Here is a 21,991-nt window from a genome sequence, read left to right as displayed (position 1 = left end):
ACCCGCACACCCTACCCCCCTGCCGCTTACCAAAATAGCCCGTTCACACCCGGCCGCCAGTCGTTGGCCGAATAGGGGCGGTGGGGGCGGCGCGGGCGGTTACCTTGCGGGCCTAATCTGATTCCCGCGCCGGGCCGGCTTTGGTACTCATGCCCAGACGTTCGTTGTTGCTGCTGTGTCTTGCGTTGCTGGGGCTGCCCGTGCTGGCCCGCGCCGCCGCGCCCGCCGATACCAGCGGGCTGCGGCAGCAGTGGCGCACGGGCTTCCGCCTGCTGCTCACCGACAACGATGCCGCCTTGCAGCTGGGCCGCACGGTGCTGAACCGCGCCCGGCAGGCGCACTACGCCCCCGGCGTGGCCCAGGGCAACCTGCTGATAGCCGGGGTTTGGCGCAACAAGACGGAGTTCGACTCGGCCCTGTACTACGGGCAGCGGGCCCTGACGCTGTTTGAGCAGCAGCGCGACGACGCGGGCCGCGCCGCGACTTACACCATGATGGCCCAGGTCTACAAGCGCCTGGGCGACGCGCAGGGCGTGCGCCTGTTTACGCGCAAGGGCCTGGCCTTTGGCCGGCAGGCCCGCGCCCTGGCCCGCGCTGGCCGCCACTACGAGCAGTGGTGCTGGGCCTCCAACGTGATAGGCATCATCCACCGCGACCTGGGCCGCCTCGACTCGGCCGGGGTGTACTACCGCGAATCCATGCAGCAGGCAAAAGCTCATCCCTTCGAGCCCAGCAGTCTGCCCGTCACCTATGCCAACTACGGGCAGATGCTGATGAACCTGGGCCTGGACCTGAACGAGGCCATCGGCTACATGCGGCGGGCCATTCCCTTGTACCGCCAGCAGGGCCACCGCAACGGGCTGGAACACGCCTACCGCAACCTCAGCGCTGCCTACCGCCTGCAGGGCAATCTGCCCCGGGCCCTGGCCACCGCCGACTCGTCCCTGGCGCTGGGCCGCAGTATCGGCGACCCGCACCGGCTCATCAACTCCCTGCAGATGGCCTACGAGGCCAACCGTGCCGCCGGTCGATACGAGCGGGCCGTCGAGCTGCTGGAGGAGTGGAAAAACCGCGCCGATACCCTGGCCGACGTGGAAGTGACCCGCGCCGTAGCCAAGGTCGACGCCGCCTACGAGGCCGGCAAAAAACAGGAGCACATCCGGCAGCTGGCCGCCGACAACGCCCGCAAGCGCCAGCAGCTGTGGCTGCTCGGGGCCGGGGCCGGGGCCCTGCTGCTGCTGCTGGCCGTTAGCATCGGGCAGCACTGGGTGATTCGGCGCAACAACGCCCAGCTGCGCCTCACCAACCAGCTGATTTCCGACAACCACCAGCGCATCACCGAGCAGGCCGACCGCCTGCGCGTGCTGATGAAGGAGCTGCACCACCGCGTCAAGAACAACCTGGCCATCGTCTCGGGCCTGCTGCGGCTGCAGGCCAAGCGCCTGCACGACGAGGGCGCCGTGCGGGCCGTGCGCGAGGGGCAACAGCGCGTGGAAGCCATGGCCCTGGTGCACCAGCGCCTCTACCAGACCGACAACGTGAGCACCGTGGACATGCAGCGCTACGTCACCGATCTGGTGGAAAGCCTGATGACTGCCTACGGCTACGACCCGGCCGACTTCGATTTGACCCTCACCGTGCAGCTGCCCGCCCTCGACGTGGAGCAGGCCGTACCTCTTGGCCTGATCCTGAACGAGCTGCTCACCAACGCCTTTAAGCACGCCTTCCCGGCCGTGGAGCAGCCCAGCTTGCGCATTTACCTGGCCCGCACCCGCCAGGGCCTGCTGCTGGAAGTGCACGACAACGGCCCCGGCTTCGACACGAGCAGCTGGCAGCAGAAAGCCGGCTCCTTCGGCCGCCAGCTCATCGTCTCGCTCAGCGAGCAGGTGGGCGGCACCGTCACCTGCACGGCGCACAAGGGCACGCTCTGCCGCTTGCTGATTCCGGCCGAACCCGAACAGCCACCCGTGGGGCAGGCCGCGCAGAAAGCCCGCCCGGCCTGAGTCGAAGCTGGCCCGGGGGCTACCGGGGATGGCCGGTGCCCAGCGCGGCTCGGCCGTGTAAACCGCGGGCGGCGGTGGGGCGTAAAGCCAGGGCATACGCGCCGGCCGGTTGGCGTCGTTAAGCCGGTACGCCGTTTCCCATCTTCCTCAAGCCTCCATCCCGATGCATCCTCCCCGTCGTCCCAACCGCATGCTGCCCCCGGCTCCCACCAAATACATCGTCTGGGCAATGGTCGGGGCCATCGTCCTGATTGCCCTGGCCGAGTGGCTGCTGGAGTAGCCGGGCCAGCCAGCGGCCCGAGGCAGTTGCGGCGGGCATGCAACCGTTGGGCGCTCTGCCGGCTCTTCTGAATACGCCCGGCTTGTGGCGTTGTCTTACACCCTGCATCCCGCTATGAAACTCCCGAAAGCAGTACTCGGCGCCGTCTTGGTAGGGCTGGCCGTACAAACGACCAGCTGCATCAAAAAAGACGAGGTAAAACCCAACGGCGAGAAAACCGGCCAGAAAGGCGGCAAAACCATCGACAGCTGCCCCGCCTGCGGCATGGGCTAAGCCCCGGTCTGTCCCGCGCTTCGCATGGAAACCGCGCCCCGCATCTGCTCGGCCGTAGCCTGCAACCTCGACGCCGATATCCTCGCCGCCGTGTACCCGCTGCTGGAAGAAGGCCGCGTGGAGGCGCTGGAATGGGCCTTCGATGCGCTGTACTGGGCCGAGCAGGTGCCGGAGTGGTTTGAGGCCCTGCTGCAGGCCTACGCCCAGGCGGGTCGGCTCATCGGCCACGGGGTGTTCTTTTCCCTGCTCTCGGGCCGCTGGACGCCCGAGCAGCAGCAGTGGCTGCAGGATTTGCGGCAGGTGGCCAGCCGCTACCAGTTCGACCACATTACCGAGCACTTCGGGTTTTTCACCGGCCAGAACTTCCACCACGGCGCCCCGCTGCCCATTCCGTACTCGGCCGCGGCCCTGCGCATCGGGCAGGATAGGCTGCTGCGCATTGCCGACGCCTGCCGCTGCCCGGTAGGCCTGGAAAACCTGGCCTTCGCCTACGCCCTCGACGAGGTGCGGCGCCACGGCGAGTTTCTGGACCAGCTGCTGCAGCCCGTCAACGGCTTCATCATCCTCGACCTGCACAACCTCTACTGCCAGCTCCACAACTTCGAGGTGCCCTACGAGGAGCTGATTGCCCTGTACCCGCTGGACAGGGTGCGCGAAATCCACATTTCGGGCGGCAGCTGGGAGGATTCGGCGCTGACGCCCGCCCGCCGCATCCGCCGCGACACCCACGACGAGGCCGTGCCCGACGAGGTGTTCGAGCTGCTGCGCCTGACTTTGCCGCGCTGCCCCAACCTCAAGTACGTGGTGCTGGAACAGCTCGGTCCCGGCCTGCGCACCGAAGCCAGTCGCCTCCGCTTCCAGGCCGATTTCGGCCGCATGGAGGCGCTGGTGCAGCCGCAGCGCGCCGGCCTGGCCGCTGGCCCCGGCAATGCCTTCCGGCCGCCGCTGGCCCCGCTCACCGCCCCGGCCGCCGAGGATGGGCAGCTGCACGCCCAGCAGCGGCAGCTCTCCGACATCCTCGAAACCGCCGGCAGCTACGAGGAAGTCCAGCGGCGCCTGCACGCCTCCGCCCTGGCCGGCACCGACTGGCGGGTGGAAAGCTGGGCGCCGCACATGCTGGAAACGGCCGTGAACATTGCCCGCAAGTGGAAGCAGTGAAGCCGCGCCCAAGGCCAGCCAGCACACAGTCTATCCTTTGAAAACCTCGCTTCTGCCCCGGAAGCGAGGTTTTTTTATGGCTCAGCCCGAAGCTCGGTTGTGGCCCGGGGCGGCAAAAGGCGGCGGAATAATTCATATCCGCTTCATGCCCTTGTGCCGTGGTTTGTGTCCGCAATCCACCGCAGCCGCCACGCAGCGTCGACCCGGGGCCCCGGTTCTGGCCCGGCAGTCCGCGCAAAGGCGCTGCTCCACTCACTTCCGCTAGCCCATCATTCAGGTTCCGATGAAACGCACGTTCCTGCTCACGGCCATGAGCCTGAGCGGTCTGGTTTTCTTCACCAGCTGCTCCAAACACGAAAAGGAAAAGGAAGAAAAAATCAAGTTTCTGGTCACCAGCCCGCTGCAGCAGGACACGACCATCACCAAGGAGTACGTCTCGCAGATTCGCTCTATCCAGCACATCGAGGTGCGGGCCCTGGAGAAGGGCTACCTGCAGAAGATTTTCGTGGACGAGGGGCAGCAGATTAAGGAGGGCCAGGTGATGTTCCAGATTATGCCCCTGCTCTACCAGGCCGAGCTGAAAAAGGCCGAGGCCGAGGCCAAGTTTGTCAACATCGAGTACCAGAACACCAAGAAGCTGGCCGATGGCAACGTGGTGTCGCCCAACGAGCTGGCCCTCTCGCAGGCCAAGCTGGAAAAAGCCAAAGCTGAGGTAGCCCTGGCCCAGACGCACCTGGGCTTCACCACCATCCGGGCGCCGTTCAGCGGCATCATGGACCACTTCCAGGCCCGGCTGGGCTCCTTGGTGGACGAGGGCGACCTGCTCACCACCTTGTCGGACAACAGCAAGATGTGGGTGTACTACAACGTGCCCGAGGCCGAATACCTCTCCTACAAGCAGCACGCCCAGGCCTCGGACCGGCCCATGCAGGTGCAGCTGCGCATGGCCAACAACGAGGTGTTCGACCAGCCCGGCGTGGTGCAGACCATCGAGGCTGACTTCAACAACGAAACCGGCAACATCGCCTTCCGGGCCACTTTCCCCAACCCCAAGGGCCTGCTGCGCAACGGCGAAACCGGCTCGGTGCTGATGACCGTGCCGATGAAACACGCCCTCATCATCCCGCAGAAAGCCACCTTCGAGGTGCTGGAGAAGAAGTTCGTCTACGTGGTGGACAGCAAGAACCGGGTGCACCAGACGGAAATCACCGTGGGCGCCGAAATGCCGGACTTGTTCATCGTGTCGGGGGGGCTGAAGCCGGGGGATAAGATCATGCTGGAAGGCATCCGCAAGGTGAAAGACGGCGACAAAATCCGCTTCGATTACCAGGACCCGAAGCAGGTCATTGCCCACTTGAAAGTGTATTCGGAGTAGGGGCCACCGATCTGAAAAAGAACGTCATTCCGAGCGAAGTCGAGGAATCTCGCTGGATAGTAATCTTCTCGTTGACAGAAGTTGCTATCTGACATCAGCACGCGAGATGTCTCGACTACTCTCGACATGACGGCCCTTCTGGCTTCAATAAGCGCATAAACATGTTCAGCAGATTCCTTCGCCGGCCCGTGTTTGCCATCGTCATTTCGGTGGTCATCATGTTCATGGGCGTCCTGGCCATCAAGACCCTCCCGAACTCCCAGTTCCCGGAAATTTCGCCGCCCATGGTGATGGTGAGCACCGCCTACCCCGGCGCCAGCGCCAAGGTGCTGACCGAGTCGGTGCTCATCCCGCTGGAGCAGGCCATCAACGGCGTGCCCGGCATGAAGTACATGACCTCCGACGCCGTATCGGCCGGCGAGGCCAACATCCAGATTGTGTTCAACCTCGGCACCGACCCAGAGCAGGCGGTGGTGAACGTGAACACGCGCATTGCCCAGATTCTGAACCGCTTGCCGGTGCTGGTGCAGCGCGAGGGCGTGGTGGTAAACCGCGTGGTGCCCAACATGCTCATGTACGTGAACCTCTACAGCAAGGACAAGAATACCGACATGCGGTACCTCTTCAACTTTGCCGGGGTGAACATGCTGCCCGAAATCCAGCGCATCGACGGCATCGGACGGGCCAGCATTCTGGGCTCCCGGCAGTACGCCATGCGCATCTGGCTCAAGCCCGACCGAATGCGCGCTTACAACCTGTCGGTCGACGACGTGATGGAGGCGCTCAACGACCAGAGCGTTATCGGCTCCCCCGGCCGCATCGGCCGCTCCGACGGCAAGCAGGCCTCGGCCCTGGAATACGTGCTGACCTACCAGGGCCGCTTCAACGACGTGGAGCAGTACAAAAATGTGATTATCAAGGCCAACGCCAACGGCGAGACGCTGCGCCTCAAGGACGTGGCAGGCGTGGAGCTGGGCTCGGAGTTCTACGACATCTACTCCAACCTCGACGGCTACCCCTCCGCGGCCATCGTACTCAAGCAAACCTACGGCTCGAACGCCTCCGACGTGATTAAGAGCGTGAAAGCCAAGCTGGAAGAGCTAAAGAAGACCATGCCGCCGGGCATGGACTACAAAATCAGCTACGACGTGTCGAACTTCCTCGACGCCTCCACCGAAAACGTGGTGCACACCCTGCGCGACGCCTTTATTCTGGTGGCCCTGGTGGTGTTCCTGTTCCTGGGCGACTGGCGCAGCACCCTCATTCCCATCATTGCCGTGCCGGTGTCCTTGGTGGGGGCCTTCATTGCCATGCAGGCCTTCGGCATGACCATCAACATGATAACCCTGTTTGCCCTGGTGCTGGCCATTGGCATCGTGGTCGACGACGCCATCGTGGTGGTGGAGGCGGTGCACGCCAAGATGGAGGAGAAGCACCTGTCGCCCTACGGGGCGGTGCGCGAGGTTATCGGCGAAATTAGCGGGGCCATCATTGCCATTACCGTGCTGATGACCGCCGTGTTCGTGCCGGTGGCTTTTATGAGCGGGCCGGTGGGCATTTTCTACCGGCAGTTCTCCATCACCATGGCCTCTAGCATCGTCATTTCGGGTATCGTGGCCCTGACGCTGACGCCGGTGCTCTGCGCGATGATTCTGAAGAACACCCACGGGCAGCCGCGCAAGAAAACGCCCATCAACCGCTTCATCGACTGGTTTAACCGCGGCTTCGAGCAGCTGACCGGGCGCTACACCAACGTGCTGGAGAAAGTGGTGGACCGCCGCCTCGTCACTTTCCTGCTGCTGGCGGGCTTCGGGCTGGGCATCTTCGGCATCTCGTCCACGCTGCCCTCGGGCTTTATCCCGGCCGAGGACCAGGGCATGCTCTACGCCATCATTCAGACGCCGCCCGGCTCCACGCTGGAGCGCACCAACGCCCTCTCGCAGCAGCTCACCAAGCTGGCCAAGGAAGTGCCCGGGGTGGAAAGCATTTCCTCGCTGGCCGGCTACGAGGTGCTGACCGAGGGCCGCGGCTCCAACGCCGGCACCCTGCTCATCGACCTGAAGCCCTGGGCCAAGCGCAAGCAGTCGATCCACGACATTGTGGAGGACCTGGAGAAAAAAGCCCAGGAAATTCCCGGCGCGACCATCGAGTTCTTCGAGCCGCCGGCGGTACCGGGCTACGGCGCGGCGGGCGGCTTCCAGCTGCAGCTGCTCGACAAAACCAGCACCGGCGACTACAAGGCGCTGGAAAAGGTGAACGACGAGTTTATGCACGAGCTGAAAAAGCGCAAGGAGCTGGCCGGCCTGTTTACCTTCTTCTCGGCCAACTACCCGCAGTACGAGCTGCAGATTGACAACCAGCTGGCCATGCAGAAGGGCGTGAGCATCGGCAACGCCATGAACACGCTCAGCATCATGATTGGCTCGACCTACGAGCTGGGCTTCATCAAGTACCAGCGCTTCTTCAAGGTGTTTGTGCAGGCCTCGCCCGAGTACCGCCGCCTGCCCTCCGACATCCTGGACCTGTGGGTGAAAAACGACAAGGGCGAGATGGTGCCGTTTTCGGCCTTCATGAAAATCGTGAAGTCGCAGGGCGCCAACGAAATCAACCGCTACAACATGTACCCCACCGCCTCCATCCGCGGCGACGCGGCCCCGGGCTACAGTTCGGGCGAGGCCATCAAGGCGGTGCAGGAAGTGGCCGCCAAGACCCTGCCCCGCGGCTACGACATCGACTGGGGCGGGCTGTCGAAGGATGAGGTGAGCCGGGGCAACGAGGCCATCTACATCTTCCTCATCGTGCTCGGCTTCGTGTACCTGGTGCTGGCCGCCCAGTACGAAAGCTTCCTGCTGCCGCTGGCCGTTATTTTCTCCCTGCCGGCGGGCATCTTCGGCTCTTTCCTACTCATCAAGGGCTTCGGGCTGGCCAACAACATCTACGCCCAGGTGGGGCTGGTGATGCTGGTGGGCCTGCTGGGCAAGAACGCGGTGCTCATCGTGGAGTTTGCGGTGCAGAAGCACCAGGAGGGCATGTCGGTGCGCGACGCGGCCATCGAGGGCGCCAAGGTGCGCTTCCGCCCCATCCTGATGACCTCGTTTGCCTTCATTGCCGGCCTGATTCCACTGGTGCTGGCCACCGGGGCCGGGGCCATCGGCAACCGCACCATCGGCACCTCGGCCTTGGGCGGCATGCTGTTCGGGACCATTTTCGGCGTCGTCATCGTGCCCGGGCTGTACTACATCTTCGGCACCCTGGCCGAGGGCCGGCAGCTGATCCGGGACGAAAACGAGCACCCGCTGTCGGAGTTCGAGCCCCACGTTTTAGTTGAAGAAGTTCAAGCTCATGCTTAAGAAACGCATCTGCCAGGGCCTGAGCGCCGTGGGCCTGGCCCTGGCCGTGGGCGCCTGCAAGACGCCGGCCCTGGTGCAGAAAACCGAAAACCGCACCGTACCGGCCAGCTACGTGGGCGCCCCGTCGGACTCCACCAACGCGGCCCGGGTGCAGTGGCGGCAGTTTTTCACCGACCCCAACCTGGTGGCCCTCATCGACACGGCCCTGCAGCACAACCAGGAGCTGAACATCACCCGCCAGGAAATCGACATTGCCCAGCAGGAGGTGCGCGCCCGCAAGGGCGAGTACCTACCCACCGTGGGCCTGGGCGCCGGGGCCGGGGTGGAGAAAGTGGGCCGCTACACCATTCAGGGGGCCACCGAGGAAAACGTGGACATCCGCCCCGCCCGCCGCACCCCCGACCCGCTCACCGACTTTCAGGTGGGCGCCTTTGCCAGCTGGGAGGTGGATATCTGGCACAAGCTGCGCAACGCCAAGAAGGCCGCGGCCCTGCGCTACCTGGCCTCGGTGGAGGGCCGCAACTTCACCGTCACCAACCTGGTGGCCGAAATTGCCAGCTCCTACTACGAGCTGCTGGCCCTGGACAACCAGCTGGCCATTGTGCGCCAGAATATTGACCTGCAGAGCAATGCCCTGAAAGCCGTGCGCCTGCAGAAGGACGCGGCCCGGGTGACGGAGCTGGCCGTGCGCCGCTTCGAGGCCCAGGTGCACCACACCCAGGCCATTCAGTACGGCATTCAGCAGCGCATTACGGAGACGGAAAACCGCCTCAACTTCCTGGTGGGCCGCTTCCCGCAGCCCGTGGTGCGCGACGACGCGGCCTTCAACAACTTGGTGCCCAGGGCCGTGCAGGCCGGCGTGCCCGCCCAGCTGCTCCAGAACCGCCCCGACATCCGGCAGGCCGAGCAGGAGCTGGCCGCCGCCAAGCTCGACGTGCAGGTGGCCCGCGCCAACTTCTACCCCGCGCTACGCATCACCGGGGCGCTGGGCGCGGCGGCCTTCCAGCCCGGGCTGCTGACCACCCTGCCTGAGTCGCTGCTGCTGGGCCTGGCCGGGGACCTGGCCGCCCCGCTCATCAACAAGAACGGCATCAAGGCCCAGTACTACGCCTCGAATGCCCGCCAGACCCAGGCCGTGTACCGCTACCAGCGCACCGTGCTCAACGCCTACGTGGAGGTGGCCAACCAGCTGGCCAACGTGGGCAACCTGGAAAAAAGCTACGGCGAGAAGGCCAAGGAAGTGCAGGCCCTGAGCGAGTCGAGCACCATTTCGAACAGCCTGTTCAGCTCGGCCCGCGCCGACTACACCGAAGTGCTTTTCACCCAGCGCGACGCCCTCGAATCCCGCTTCGACCTGATCGAAACCCGCATGCAGCAGCTCAATGCCACGGTGAACGTGTACCGGGCGCTGGGCGGCGGCTGGAACTGACGCTGGCACCGGCCGGGCCGCCGCCCGTAGCCGCGAAACGGATTTTCGCGGCTACGGGCTGGCTACGGCGCGGCGCAGGATTTACTACTTTTGACGAGGCCCGGACCGGGCCTTTGTCATTCCTGCCGGTGAAGTTTCTGTTTCTGCTTTGGGGGTTGCTGCTAAGCGCCGGGGCTTGCCGAGCCGCTGCCAGCCCGGCCGACAGCCTGCTGGCGGAGCTGAAACGGGCCCTGGCGCAGAAAAAGCAGTACGACGCCCAGCGCTGGAACCGCATTGCGGTGCTCACGGCCGCCTACGGGGCCAACGCCGGCAACGATAACGCCCGCTTCGACCTCGGCCTGCGCATCTACGACGAGTACAAGGCCTTCAAGTACGACTCGGCTTTCGTGTACAGCCGGAAGCTAGTGCAGCTGGCCGGGCGCCTGGGCAGCCCCGAAAAGCAGGAGGTGGCCAATCTGCGCCTGGCGTTTATCCTGCTGTCTTCGGGCATGTTCAAGGAGACGTTCGAGACGCTGGACCAGATAAACCCCGCCCGCCTGAGCCGGCCCGACCAGCTCGACTTCTACTTCCTCAAGGCCCGCGCCTACCACGACCTCGGCGCCTTCAACCAGGACCAGGTGTACCGGCCGCGCTACTACGCCCAGGCCCTGGCCTACGCCGACACGGCCCTGCAGTTCAGCCGGCCCGGCTCTTACGACCAGCTGTCCATCCGGCAGTTTCGGGCCATCAAGACCGGGCAGCTGCGCGAAGGGGCGGCGCTCTACGAGCAGATTCGGCGGCTGCCGCGGCTGTCCTTGCACCAGCTGGCCGTCAGCGCCAGTACGGCGGCCTACATCTGCGCCCTGCTGGGGCAGGACGACCGCGCCTTCGAGCTGCTGCTCACCTCGGCCATTGCCGACGTGAAATCGGCCACCAAGGAGACGGTGGCCATCTACCAGCTGTCGGACTACTGCTACCGCCGCGGCGACCTGGAAAACGCCTACGCCTTCATCCGGGAGGCCCGGGCGCAGGCCGCTTTCTACAAGGCCCGGCAGCGGCAGATTGAAATCAGCCACATTTCCTCGGTGATTGAGGGGCAGAAAATCACCATCATCGAGCAGCAGCGCAAGGCCCTGAAAACCTACGCCATCGGCCTGACGCTGCTGGCCCTGGGCATCGTGGGCTTCGCGGTTATCGTCTTCAAGCAGCTGCGGCGCTTGCAGAAGGCCGACCGGCTGATTTCGGCCGCCAACCAGGAGCTGCTGGAGCGCAACGCCGAGCTGCAGCAGCTCAACCGGGGCCTGAACGAGGCCAACAAAATCAAGGAGGAGTACGTGGGCTACTACTTCCACAACAACTCCCAGTACATCGACAAGCTGGAGGCGCTGAAAAAGGCCCTGGACACCCAGCTGGCCGGCAAAAACTACGCGGGCGTGCAGAAGCTGGCCGACAGCCTCAACATCAAGAAGGAGCGCAACGAGCTGTTCCGCGGCTTCGACACGGTGTTTCTGCGCTTGTTCCCGAACTTCATCGGCCAGTTCAACGCCCTGTTTCGGGAGGAAGACCGCGTGCCGCTGCCCGACGACCAACTGCTGACCACCGAGCTGCGCATCTTCGCCCTCATTCGCCTCGGCATCGTCGACAGTGAGCAGATCAGCCGCCTGCTGGGCTACTCCATCAACACCATCTACACCTACAAAACCCGGGTGAAGAACCGCTCCATCGTACCCAACGAGGAGTTTGAGGAGCGTGTCCAGGCCATTCAGGCCGTGTGAGGCCGGGCATTTCATCTAGTAGCTACAAGCTGGTTCCTCTCCTCAGCTGATTCCGCGCATCAAGCGGCGGGGGGCTAGGGGTGGTTGACCTTACGGCAGCACGTCATTCTGCGCTTCAAGCAAAGATGAAGAATCTTACGTGCTGACGCCGGATGGTAACTTCTAGCTCTCGTTTTTCAACCACCTATAATCTTGGATTCACTATCCTGTCTGGACGACCCGTTGCGGCCCTCCGCTGATGCGGATGAAACTCCTTTCGCTTCAGTCTGACAGCTCTGCAAGACAAGGCAATCAGGACAGGAAGTAGAGTTGTAATAATAGTTTGCTTATATATTCTGGTTGGCCTGTAAATGGTGGTTATATAGGCTAATCCATGCACGAAATGCGCAGTATTCCGGTCATACTGCTTCTATATTTTCAAGCTGTGTAAAACGGTTAAAATGCTGATATACAGTTTTATTTGTGGCTGTATCATTTATATTTTCTTGATCGGGGTTAGATAAGTTTTGCTTGCGGGCGGGCGAGTCTTGATTTGTAGCATTCGATGCCGCCGAGGAAGCCGCAAACGTTTGGGGCCGCCGCGCTGCGGCGGGCCCGCAGCTGCCCGGGCGGCGTTGGTCGATGCCAGCATTCTGTCGACGGGGAGCTGCCGGCATCGGCCGGGGCAGCCCCAGTCTTACCCTGCAGGCCTGCCAGTACCTGGTGCTGCGCAAGCAGCCCGGCGGCGCACCGCAGCGCTGAGTTTTACCGCGGCCGCCGGCAGCCCGGGCTAAGCCGGCGCGGCGCCGCTTTTTTCGCTTACCCTTCACCCCATGAAACACGCTTTTCTGCTAGCCTGGCTGCTCACCTTTGGCCTGCGGGCCGCGGCGCAGCCGGCTACGGCGCTGACGGCCCGCCTGGACCAGGTCAGCCTCACGTTTGCCCTCAATGCGGCCGGGCAGCCCACTTACGCCGTGCAGCTGGGTGGCCGGCCGGTGGTGCTGCCCTCGCGCCTGGGCGTGGCCCTGGCCGACGGCCGCGGCTTCGAGGGCGCGCTGACCTTGCTGGGCGCCGAAACCAAGGACGTGGACGAAACCTGGCAGCCGGTGTGGGGCGAGGTCCGGAGCATCCGCAACCGCTACCAGCAGCTGACGGTGCACCTGCAGCAGCCCGCCGCCCCCGGCCGCCGGCTCGACGTGGTGTTCCGCGTGTTTGCCGACGGCGTGGGCTTCCGCTACGAGTGGCCGCGGCAGCCCCAGCTGCAGTACTTCACCGTGACGGACGAGCATACCGAGTTCAACCTGCCCGCCGACCATAAGGCCTTCTGGATTCCGGGCGACTACGACTCCAACGAGTACGCCTACACCAGCTCGCGCCTGAGCGAAGTGGACACCACGCCCATCAAGGCCATCGAGAAGAAGGCCGCCCCGCAGCGGGTGCAGACGCCGCTGATGCTCAAATCGGCCGACGGGCTGTACGTGAACATCCACGAGGCGGCGCTGGTGAACTACCCGGCTATGATGCTCAACGTGGACCGCCAAACCTTCCGCCTGAGCAGCCAGCTGGTGCCCGACGGCACCGGCACCGGGGCCAAGGCCTACCTGCAGGCGCCCGAGCATACGCCCTGGCGCACCATCGTGGTGGCCGACAACGCCCCGGCCATCCTGGCCTCCAAGCTGATTCTGAACCTGAACGAGCCGAGCAAGCTTCAGGACACCGGCTGGATTCGGCCGCAGAAATACGTGGGCGTGTGGTGGGAAATGCAGGTGGGCCGCGCCAGCTGGAGTTACGCCGACAGCAGCAATATCAAGCTGGCCGGCACCGACTGGACCAAGCTCAAGCCCAACGGCCGCCACGGGGCCAACACCCAGAACGTGAAGCGCTACATCGACTTTGCGGCCCAGCACCGCATTCCGGGCGTGCTGGTGGAGGGCTGGAACGTGGGCTGGGAAGACTGGGTGGGCAACTGGAAGGAGGACGTGTTCGACTTCGTGACGCCCTACCCCGACTTCAACGTGGCCGAGCTGCAGCAGTACGCCGCCGCCAAGGGCGTGCAGCTCATCATGCACCATGAAACGGCCGGCTCGGCCACCAACTACGAGCGGCGCCAGGACGCGGCCTACCGCTTCATGCAGCAGCACGGCTACGCGGCGGTAAAAACCGGCTACGTGGGCCGCATCATCCCGCGCGGGGAGCACCACGACGGGCAGTGGATGGTGAACCACTATGTGCGCACCGCCCAGAAAACCGCCGACAGCCGCCTGATGGTGAACATGCACGAGGCCGTACGGCCCACCGGCTTGCACCGCACCTACCCCAACTGGCTGGCCAACGAGGCGGCCCGCGGCAACGAGTTCAACGCCTTCGCCGAGGGCAGCCCGCCCGAACACGAAACCATCCTGCCCTTCACCCGCCTCATGGGCGGCCCCATGGACTACACCCCCGGCATCTTCAAGCTGCAGGGCTACGCCGCTGGCGCGCCGCAGCGGCAGCTGCACAGCACCCTGGCCAAGCAGCTGGCCCTGTACGTGACGCTGTACTCGCCCCTGCAGATGGCCGCCGACCTGCCCGAAAACTACAACGAGCACCTCGACGCCTTCCAGTTTATCGAGGACGTGCCCGTAGACTGGGACGACACCCGCATCCTGCAGGCCGAGCCCGGCGACTACCTCACCATTGCCCGTCAGGGCAAAGGCACGCAGGAGTGGTACCTGGGCGCCATTACCGATGAAAACGCCCGCCAGCAGACCGTAAAGCTGGATTTTCTGCCCGCCGGCCGCAAGTACCAGGCCGTCATCTACGCCGACGCCCCGGGCGCTTCCTGGGACAAGAACCCCGCCGCCTACCGCATCAGCCGGCAGACGGTGACTAGCCGCTCCACGCTGAAGCTGCCGCTGGCCCCCGGCGGCGGGGCGGCCGTCAGCCTCAAACCTCTGGCCCAGTAGGCCACCTCCGCAGGCCCGGCGTGGGGACGCCGGGCCTGCTGCCGCCCGTGGGGAAGTGGGAACTACCGCCGGCGGCATTGCAGGGGAAGCCGGCGGCCCGGCCGCCGGCTTTATCCTGATTCTCGCTGCTTAACCTTTCTGAACTATGTCTTTTCTGAGTACGACGCTGAACACATCCGCCGCCTGGCTGCTGGCCGCCGGCCTGCTAGCCGCCTGCGGCAAGGAGCGGCCCGTGGCCCCGGTGGTGCCGCCCACCGAAACCACTACGCCCGAGCAGTACGGCACGCCCTTCGCTGGGGTGCCCGAGCGCCAGGACGCGGTCATTTACCAGGTGAACATGCGCGCCTTCAGCCAGAGCGGCAGCTTCGCCGGCGTCACGGCCCGGCTGGACTCCATCCGGGCCCTGGGCGCGAACGTGGTGTACCTGATGCCTATTTTCCCCATCGGCGCCGTGCGCGGCGTCAACTCGCCCTACGCCGTGCGCGACTACCGCGCCGTCAGCACCGAGTTTGGCACCCTGGCCAGCTTGCGGGCTTTGGTCGACGGGGCGCACCAGCGCAACATGGCCGTGGTGCTCGACTGGGTGGCCAACCACACCAGCTGGGACCACGCCTGGATAGCCGCCCACCCCGACTGGTACCTGCGCGACGCTGCCGGCAACATCCTCAGCCCGCCGAACACCACCTACACCGACGTGGCCCAGCTGAACTTCAACAGCCCGGCCATGCGCCTGGAAATGATTTCGGCCATGAAATCGTGGGTGTACACGGCCAACGTCGACGGCTTCCGCTTCGACTACGCCGACGCCCCGCCCGTGGACTTCTGGCAGCAGGCCACCGACACGCTGCGGGCCATCCGCACCCACCGCCTGCTGCTGCTGGCCGAAGGCTCGCGCAACGCCAACTTCAACGCCCGCTTCGACTACAACTTCGGCTTCGGCTTCTACGAGGCCCTCAAGCGGGTGTACCGCGGCGGCGCCGCCACCCAGCTCGACGCCACCCACGCCACCGAGTACAGCGGCGCCACCGGCACCCAGCAGGTGGTGCGCTACACTACCAACCACGACGTGAACGGCTCCGACGGGCCGCCGGTGAACCTGTTTGGCGGGCACGCAGGCGCCATGTCGGCCTTCGTTATTGCGGCCTGCTACCGCGGCGTGCCCATGATTTACAACGGGCAGGAAGCGGGCATGACGGCGGCCATTCCTTTCCCCTTTACCGGCGTGAAAGTGCAGTGGGGCGCCCGCCCCGACGTGACGCGGGCCTACCAGCGGCTGCTGGCCACCCGGGCCGGCAGCACGGCCCTGCGCACCGGCACGCCCACCTCGTACAGCTCGGCCGACGTGTGCGCCCTGCACAAAACCGCCGGCACCGAGCAGGCCCTGGTGCTGGTGAACGTGCGCAGCACCGCCGTGCAGTACACCCTGCCCGCCGCCCTCAGCAACAGCAGCTGGACCGACGCCGAGCGGGGCAGCAGCGTGGCGCTGGGCACGCAGGTGAGCTTGCCGCCCTACGGCTACCTGCTGCTGAAGCGCTAAAGGCCAGCCTGTAAAAGCGGCCGCAAAGCCGGCCCTTGCCCGAGTAGGGTAGGGGCCGGCTTTTGTTTTGGGCTAAGCTGAAACCAAGGCCACTCAAAACGGCTTTGGTAACAAACCCTGGTGGCAGAGCGTGGTTAGAGAAACTAAGGGTACAAGCTAGTTCCCTTCCTCAGATGATTCCGCGCATCAAGCGGCGTGGGGTTAGGGGTGGTTGATTCGCCGTTGGAACGACCTCTTTAGCTTTTACTAGCTCTAGTTTTTCAACCACCCCTAGCCCCACGCCGCTTGATGCGCGGAATCATCTGAGGAGGGGAACTAGCTTATAACTTCTAGCTGGCTCTTACAGCCAACGCTACCAACCAAGCAGTGCCTCTGGTTTCTTTTCATTTCCCGCGTGCTTGCGTCATTTCCGAGCCGCGGGCTGCTTTCTTTGTTTGCATGAACAACTTTCTTCCGCAGATGGCCCGGCGGGGCGCCCTGGCTGCCCTGCTGCTGACGCCGGCCGTGGCCGCCTGGGCCCAACAGCCGCGCCAGGAGGTGCTGCTGACTACCGACTGGAAATTCTCCAAGGGCGACGTGCCCGACGCGGCCCGGCCCGACTTCAAGGACGCCAAGTGGCAAACCGTGCAGGTGCCCCACGACTGGGCCATCTACGGCCCCTTCAGCGCCCAAAACGACCTGCAGACGGTCAAAATTGAGCAGAACAACGAGAAGGAGGCCAAGACCAAGGCCGGGCGTACCGGCGGGCTGCCCTTCATCGGCACGGGCTGGTACCGGCGCCGGCTGACGGTGCCCGGCTTCGGGGCCGGCAAGCGGGCAGTGCTGGTCTTCGACGGGGCCATGAGCGACGCCCACGTGTTCGTCAACGGCCGGGAAATGGGCGCCTGGCCCTACGGCTACAACTCCTTCGCCGTCGATATTACCGACGCGGTGAAGCCCGCGGGTGACAACGTGCTGGCCGTGCGCCTGCAGAACCTGCCGGAACAGTCGCGCTGGTACCCCGGCGCGGGCCTCTACCGCAACGTGCACCTGCTCGTGACCAACGACGTGCACATCCCGGTGTGGGGCACCTACCTGACCACGCCCACCATCACCGCCGACTACGCCAAAGTCAGGCTGCGCACCCGGGTGGAAACGCCCGGCCAGGCCTTCCAGGCCCTGCGCCTCGACACCGAAATCCGCGACGCGAAGGGCACGGTGGTGGCCACGCTCAGCACTCCGCTCACGGCCACCGACGGGCTGGAGTTTGAGCAGAACCTGGTGGTGCCGCGGCCGCAGCTTTGGTCGCCCGAAACGCCCACGCTCTACTCGGCCACTTCCAAGCTCTACGCCGGCGAGGTGCTCAAGGACGAGTACCAGACCAGCTTCGGCGTCCGCAGCATCAGCGTGGAGGCGGGCAAGGGCTTCGTGCTGAACGGGCAGCCGCGCAAGTTCCGGGGCGTGTGCAACCACCACGACCTCGGGCCGCTGGGCGCCGCCGTCAACACCGCGGCCCTGCGCCGGCAGCTGGTGCTGCTCAAGGACCTGGGCTGCGACGCCATTCGGACCACCCACAACATGCCCGCGCCGGAGCTGGTGCAGCTCTGCGACGAAATGGGCTTTATGCTGATGGTGGAGCCGTTCGACGAGTGGAAAACGCCCAAGGTCAAAAACGGCTACAGCCGCCTCTTCGACGAGTGGGCCGAGAAGGACATCGTCAGCATGGTGCGCCACTACCGCAACAACCCCTCGGTGGTGATGTGGAGCATCGGCAACGAGGTGCCCGACCAGTGGGCGCCGGGCGGCAGCAAGCTGGCCAAGCGCCTGCAGGACATCGTGCACCGCGAAGACCCCACCCGCCCCGTCACGGCCGGCATGGACCAGTTCGACGCGGCCGTCAACAACGGCTTCGCGGCTCTGCTCGACGTGGCGGGCTTCAACTACAAGCCCCACCGCTACCCCGAGGCCTACACCAAGCTGCCCCAGGGCCTGATTCTGGGCACCGAAACGGCCTCCACCGTGAGCAGCCGCGGCGCGTACAAATTCCCCGTCGAGAAGGCCAAGGACAAGCGCTACCCCGACAACCAGTCCTCGTCGTACGACCTGGAGGCCAGCAACTGGTCGCAGACGCCCGACGAGGAATTTGCCGCCCAGGACGATTTGCCCTACACCCTGGGCGAGTTCGTGTGGACGGGCTTCGACTACCTCGGGGAGCCGTGGCCCTACGACGAAAGCTGGCCCTCGCACAGCTCCTACTTCGGCATCCTGGACCTGGCCGGCCTGCCCAAGGACCGGTTTTACCTCTACCGCTCGCGCTGGAACCCCACCCAGCCGACGCTGCACCTGCTGCCCCATTGGACCTGGCCCGGCCGCGAAGGCCAGACCACGCCCGTCTTCGCCTACACCAACTACCCCGCGGCCGAGCTGTTCGTGAACGGGGTGAGCCAGGGCCGGCAGACCAAGGGCAAGTCGGACCAGCCCCAGACGCGCTACCGCCTCATGTGGAACGACGTGAAGTACCAGCCCGGCAGCATCAAAGTGGTGGCCTACGACGCCAGCGGTAAGGCCGTGGCCGAGGAAGAAGTGCGCACCGCCGGCCAGCCCCACCACCTCAAGCTCACGGCCGACCGCAGCACCCTCAGCGCCGACGGCCAGGATCTGGCCTTCGTGACGGCCCGGGTGGAGGACGCCCAGGGCAACCTCTGCCCCGAGGCCACGCAGCAGCTGCAGTTTGAGGTGAAGGGCGCCGGCCGCTTCCGCGCCGTGGCCAACGGCGACCCGACCAACCTGCAGCCCTTCCACCAGCCCCGCATGCAGGCCTTCCACGGTCAGCTGGTAGCCCTGGTGCAAACCACCACCCAGGCCGGCACCGTGGAGCTGAAGGCTACCGCCAAAGGCCTGAAAGGCGCCACCTTGCGTCTGACGACGGCGAAGTAACCGCCCCACGGCTGCCCCCGAACCACTGCGCCGCGCACACCGAGCCCCGGGCCCGACGTACGCGGCGCAGTGGCTTACCGACCCCGTGCTGATGCTGTTGCTGCCAGAGTTGCTCGGGGGCGTTGGTGCCGGGCTAACAGCTCTATTGCGCTTTCGCGGGAGAAACGCCCCCCATTTCAGCGCCTGTCAGCCGACTAGCGGCAGATGGATGGCGTGCCTGCGGCCCGGAAAAAACAAAACCGCGCTTCCGGGTAGGAAACGCGGTTTTTGTAGCCGCGACGGGAATCGAACCCATATCAAGCGTTTAGGAAACGCCTATTCTATCCGTTGAACTACGCAGCCGGCTTAGGGAGTACCGACAAAAATACACCGAATACCCGGCGTGCCCAAATGCCGCTGCGGCCTCCGGCGGCGCCCCGCCCGGCTACCTCAACGCGGCGGTATCCGGGCGGGCGGCGGGTGCGTATAGGCGGCAAGGCCTGCTGTTCCCCGCCTTCCTCCCCGCATGGGCCTCCTCGATGACTTGCGCGCCGCCCGCCGGGCTGCCGGCCGCCGACAGCCGCTGCTGCCCGGCACCCCGGCGGCCGACGATACCCAGCCCGCCCTGCTGCTGATTCCCGATATCAGCGGCTTTACGCGCTTTATTGCCGAAACCAGCCACCCGCAGGCCCCGCATCTGGTGGCCGACTTGCTCGAAATTCTCATCGAAGCCAACTGCCTGGAGCTGCAGGTAGCCGAAATTCAGGGCGACGCCATTCTGTTCTACCGCCTTGGGCCGCCGCCGCCGGTGGATGCGCTGGTGCAGCAGTGCCGCCGCATCTTCCTCGATTTTCAGAACTACCTGCAGCTGGTCGCCCGCGACACTTCCTCCGAGCTGGCCGCGGCCCTGCACGAGGCCGGCCTGACGCTGAAAATCATCGGGCACTACGGGCGGGTGAGCGTGGCCGACATCCGCCAGTTTACCAAGCTGCTCGGGCGCGACGTGATAGTGGCCCACCGCCTGCTCAAAAACAACGTGGCCGGCGCGGAGTACGTGCTGCTGACCGAGGGCTACCTCAGCACCCAGCAGCCCGCCGAAGTGGCCCGTTGCTTTGCCTGGACGCGCCTGCAGCGCAGCGCTACCGTCTACGAATACCTGGGCGAGGTGCCCTACTTCTACGCCTACCTCACGCCCCTGCGCCTGCTGGTGCAGGCCGAAATCGATGCGGGCAAGCTGCCGGTGACCTGCCGCGTGAAGCAGCAGCACCTGGTGGCCGCGCCCCTGGCTCAGGCGCTGGGCGTGGTAAGTAACCTGCGCCTGCGCCCCCGCTGGCTGACTGGCACCACCGCCGTGCACTACGACGCCACCAAGGCCCACCGCCCCGGGGCCAACTACAAGCTGGACCTCTACCACGGCCAGATTGACCTGCAGGTGGTGCAGCGCCTGCAGCCCGACGAGCACACGGCCGAGTACGTGGAGAAAATTGCCCACTGGCGCCTGTTTCCCAACGCCCTGCTCTTCTTCCGCCTCGAAGCCGTGGACGAAGCCCACTGCCTCGTAACCATGGAGGTGCGCTACGGCCACATTGCCAGCGGCCACCGCCTCATCCGCCGCGGCCAGCTCCTGCGCCTGCGCCGCTGGCTGGGGCAGTCGGTGCGGCAGCTGGCTGAATTGTTGAACGGTTAAATGGCTCGATGGCTAAATGGCTGGTCGTTCTGAACTGCACACGTCAGAACGACCAGCCATTTAGCCATCGAGCCATTTAACCATCTAGGCCTTGTACAGCATCACAATGCCAAACGCCAGGGCGGTCAGAATCAGGCCGACCATGAAGATGGTGTAGCTCACGCGCAGCAGGCGGTACTTGCGCGACAACACTTCGCCGAGGTAGTAGATGTCGGTTATCATGTTGTTGTAGAGCAGGTCCTTGTCCTTCATCAGCTCGTGCATGCCGTCCTGAAAGTGGTCGAGGCTGAGCTTGGTGAAGTTGCCGAAGAACAGGATGTTGACGCGGCGGTTGGTGGCAATCTGCGGGGAGCGGCGCAGCCACTTGAAGCTGGTCACATCGGGCTGCGCCGACAGGATGGCGGTGACGACGGAGCCCAGAGCCGTGGCCACCAGCAAGCCCATGGGCACGGCCAGCACCGGGTTCTTGGTGAAGGCCGGGCCAATCTGCGAGGTTTTGGCGCCGAGGTAGGTGATGATAACCGACAGCAACACCGTGTTCAGGCTGATCATCATGTTGGCCTTTTGGTCGGCCATCTGCGAAAGGCGCTGGTGCTGGCTGTAGGTCGAGCGGAACATGGTTTCGACCCCGCGCTTGCCTTCGGCGTAGCCCTCGGCCTCTTCCTCCTTCTTTTTGGCCTTTTTCTCCTGCTTTTTCAGGGCCTTGCGCTGCTCCTTGATGTTGTCCTTGAGCTGGGCTTTGTAGCGGTCCTTGCCGGCTTCGGTCAGGTACTTGTGCTGCAGCAGGAAATCCAGCTGAAACTCGGCCCACTCGATGTTGGAGTACACCTTGCCCTGGGTGGCTTCCCACTCGGTGCGCAGCAGCTCGGCGTCGGCCATGCAGTCTTCGCGGCCGAGGTTGCTCATGTCGGCATCTACCAGCAGCTTTTGCAGCTCCGTGTCGCGCTTTTCGTCGCGGTGCGTGGCCCGGATGATTTCCTTCACCACCCCGATGCGTTCCTGCGGGTAGCCTTGCTGCGTGAGCCACTGCTCGGCCAGCTCCATGCTGCGGTACTCATGGCCGTCGTAGCGGTCGATGTAGCCGGCGTCGTGAAACCAGGCGGCCAGGGTCAGCGCCTCCTGATCGGGGGCGGCGAGGCCGGCGGCCTGGCCCAGGGCGGCGGCCTCCTTGGCCACGGTGTTGGTGTGCTTGAAGGTGTGGTAGACCAGCTGGCGGGGCAGCTGCTCGTCGAACAGCTTTTCCACGTAGGCCTTGGCCTGCTTGACGATTTCGGACTTGGCCGGCTTGGGAAGGGTAGGAGTCGTTTCCATTGAGAAAGGGGAGGC

Annotated in this window: 12 protein-coding genes and 1 tRNA gene; 11 read left to right on the top strand and 2 right to left on the bottom strand. The window is 64.9% G+C overall.

The window, feature by feature from the left end:
- Window positions 1-149 precede the first annotated feature (149 nt).
- The 10 genes from EJV47_RS12780 (at window position 150) to galB (ending at window position 18,999) form a co-directional block, all read left to right on the top strand.
- Complete coding sequence (locus EJV47_RS12780) at window positions 150-2,003, top strand: sensor histidine kinase (protein ID WP_126693541.1); 1,854 nt, start codon at window positions 150-152, stop codon at window positions 2,001-2,003.
- 394 nt (window positions 2,004-2,397) lie between these two features.
- Window positions 2,398-2,556 carry a chryseobasin-related MNIO class RiPP peptide gene (locus EJV47_RS28040; protein WP_165903738.1) on the top strand — a complete coding sequence of 53 codons (159 nt, stop codon included), beginning with the start codon at window positions 2,398-2,400 and terminating at the stop codon, window positions 2,554-2,556.
- A 24-nt stretch (window positions 2,557-2,580) separates the two neighbouring features.
- Window positions 2,581-3,714 carry a multinuclear nonheme iron-dependent oxidase gene (locus EJV47_RS12775; RefSeq protein WP_126693540.1) on the top strand — a complete coding sequence of 378 codons (1,134 nt, stop codon included), beginning with the start codon at window positions 2,581-2,583 and terminating at the stop codon, window positions 3,712-3,714.
- Window positions 3,715-3,997: 283 nt separating this feature from the next.
- A complete protein-coding gene (locus EJV47_RS12770; RefSeq protein WP_126693539.1) occupies window positions 3,998-5,089 on the top strand; it encodes an efflux RND transporter periplasmic adaptor subunit in 1,092 nt (363 codons plus the stop codon).
- Between the two features lie 161 nt (window positions 5,090-5,250).
- Entirely contained in the window at window positions 5,251-8,439 is a 3,189-nt protein-coding gene (locus tag EJV47_RS12765) for an efflux RND transporter permease subunit (RefSeq protein WP_126693538.1), read from the top strand.
- Window positions 8,432-9,868 (top strand): TolC family protein, encoded by a 1,437-nt coding sequence (locus EJV47_RS12760; protein WP_126693537.1) that lies wholly within the window; start codon window positions 8,432-8,434, stop codon window positions 9,866-9,868. Before EJV47_RS12765 ends, EJV47_RS12760 begins: the two co-directional genes overlap by 8 nt.
- Before the next feature lie 128 nt (window positions 9,869-9,996).
- A complete protein-coding gene (locus tag EJV47_RS12755; protein WP_126693536.1) occupies window positions 9,997-11,622 on the top strand; it encodes a DUF6377 domain-containing protein in 1,626 nt (541 codons plus the stop codon).
- A gap of 812 nt (window positions 11,623-12,434) precedes the next feature.
- Window positions 12,435-14,546, top strand: coding sequence for a glycoside hydrolase family 97 protein (locus EJV47_RS12750; RefSeq protein WP_126693535.1), 2,112 nt, complete (start codon window positions 12,435-12,437; stop codon window positions 14,544-14,546).
- 145 nt (window positions 14,547-14,691) lie between these two features.
- Window positions 14,692-16,083: an alpha-amylase family glycosyl hydrolase gene (locus EJV47_RS12745; RefSeq protein WP_126693534.1), complete on the top strand. Its 1,392-nt coding sequence runs from the start codon at window positions 14,692-14,694 to the stop codon at window positions 16,081-16,083.
- A gap of 438 nt (window positions 16,084-16,521) precedes the next feature.
- Window positions 16,522-18,999: a beta-galactosidase GalB gene (galB, locus tag EJV47_RS12740; RefSeq protein ID WP_243651138.1), complete on the top strand. Its 2,478-nt coding sequence runs from the start codon at window positions 16,522-16,524 to the stop codon at window positions 18,997-18,999.
- A gap of 270 nt (window positions 19,000-19,269) precedes the next feature.
- Here galB and EJV47_RS12735 read toward each other — a convergent pair.
- Window positions 19,270-19,341 (bottom strand) — tRNA-Arg (locus EJV47_RS12735).
- 163 nt (window positions 19,342-19,504) lie between these two features.
- Here EJV47_RS12735 and EJV47_RS12730 point away from each other — a divergent pair.
- Complete coding sequence (locus tag EJV47_RS12730; RefSeq protein ID WP_126693533.1) at window positions 19,505-20,665, top strand: DUF2652 domain-containing protein; 1,161 nt, start codon at window positions 19,505-19,507, stop codon at window positions 20,663-20,665.
- An 84-nt stretch (window positions 20,666-20,749) separates the two neighbouring features.
- Here EJV47_RS12730 and EJV47_RS12725 read toward each other — a convergent pair whose 3' ends face one another.
- A complete protein-coding gene (locus tag EJV47_RS12725; protein WP_126693532.1) occupies window positions 20,750-21,976 on the bottom strand; it encodes a Pycsar system effector family protein in 1,227 nt (408 codons plus the stop codon).
- Window positions 21,977-21,991 lie beyond the last annotated feature (15 nt).

This window comes from Hymenobacter gummosus, assembly GCF_003970915.1.
In the GTDB taxonomy this organism is placed as follows: Bacteria; Bacteroidota; Bacteroidia; order Cytophagales; family Hymenobacteraceae; genus Solirubrum; species Solirubrum gummosum.
Note: the sequence above shows the minus strand (reverse complement) of the source record. Positions and strands in the feature narration are given on the sequence as shown.

Excerpts from the sequence above, each read along its gene's own strand:
- EJV47_RS12780 (WP_126693541.1), top strand. The coding sequence starts at position 150 with ATGCCCAGACGTTCGTTGTTGCTGCTGTGTCTTGCGTTGCTGGGGCTG.
- EJV47_RS28040 (WP_165903738.1), top strand. The coding sequence starts at position 2,398 with ATGAAACTCCCGAAAGCAGTACTCGGCGCCGTCTTGGTAGGGCTGGCC.
- EJV47_RS12775 (WP_126693540.1), top strand. The coding sequence starts at position 2,581 with ATGGAAACCGCGCCCCGCATCTGCTCGGCCGTAGCCTGCAACCTCGAC.
- EJV47_RS12770 (WP_126693539.1), top strand. The coding sequence starts at position 3,998 with ATGAAACGCACGTTCCTGCTCACGGCCATGAGCCTGAGCGGTCTGGTT.
- EJV47_RS12765 (WP_126693538.1), top strand. The coding sequence starts at position 5,251 with ATGTTCAGCAGATTCCTTCGCCGGCCCGTGTTTGCCATCGTCATTTCG.
- EJV47_RS12760 (WP_126693537.1), top strand. The coding sequence starts at position 8,432 with ATGCTTAAGAAACGCATCTGCCAGGGCCTGAGCGCCGTGGGCCTGGCC.
- EJV47_RS12750 (WP_126693535.1), top strand. The coding sequence starts at position 12,435 with ATGAAACACGCTTTTCTGCTAGCCTGGCTGCTCACCTTTGGCCTGCGG.
- EJV47_RS12745 (WP_126693534.1), top strand. The coding sequence starts at position 14,692 with ATGTCTTTTCTGAGTACGACGCTGAACACATCCGCCGCCTGGCTGCTG.
- galB (WP_243651138.1), top strand. The coding sequence starts at position 16,522 with ATGAACAACTTTCTTCCGCAGATGGCCCGGCGGGGCGCCCTGGCTGCC.
- EJV47_RS12730 (WP_126693533.1), top strand. The coding sequence starts at position 19,505 with ATGGGCCTCCTCGATGACTTGCGCGCCGCCCGCCGGGCTGCCGGCCGC.
- EJV47_RS12725 (WP_126693532.1), bottom strand. The coding sequence starts at position 21,976 with ATGGAAACGACTCCTACCCTTCCCAAGCCGGCCAAGTCCGAAATCGTC.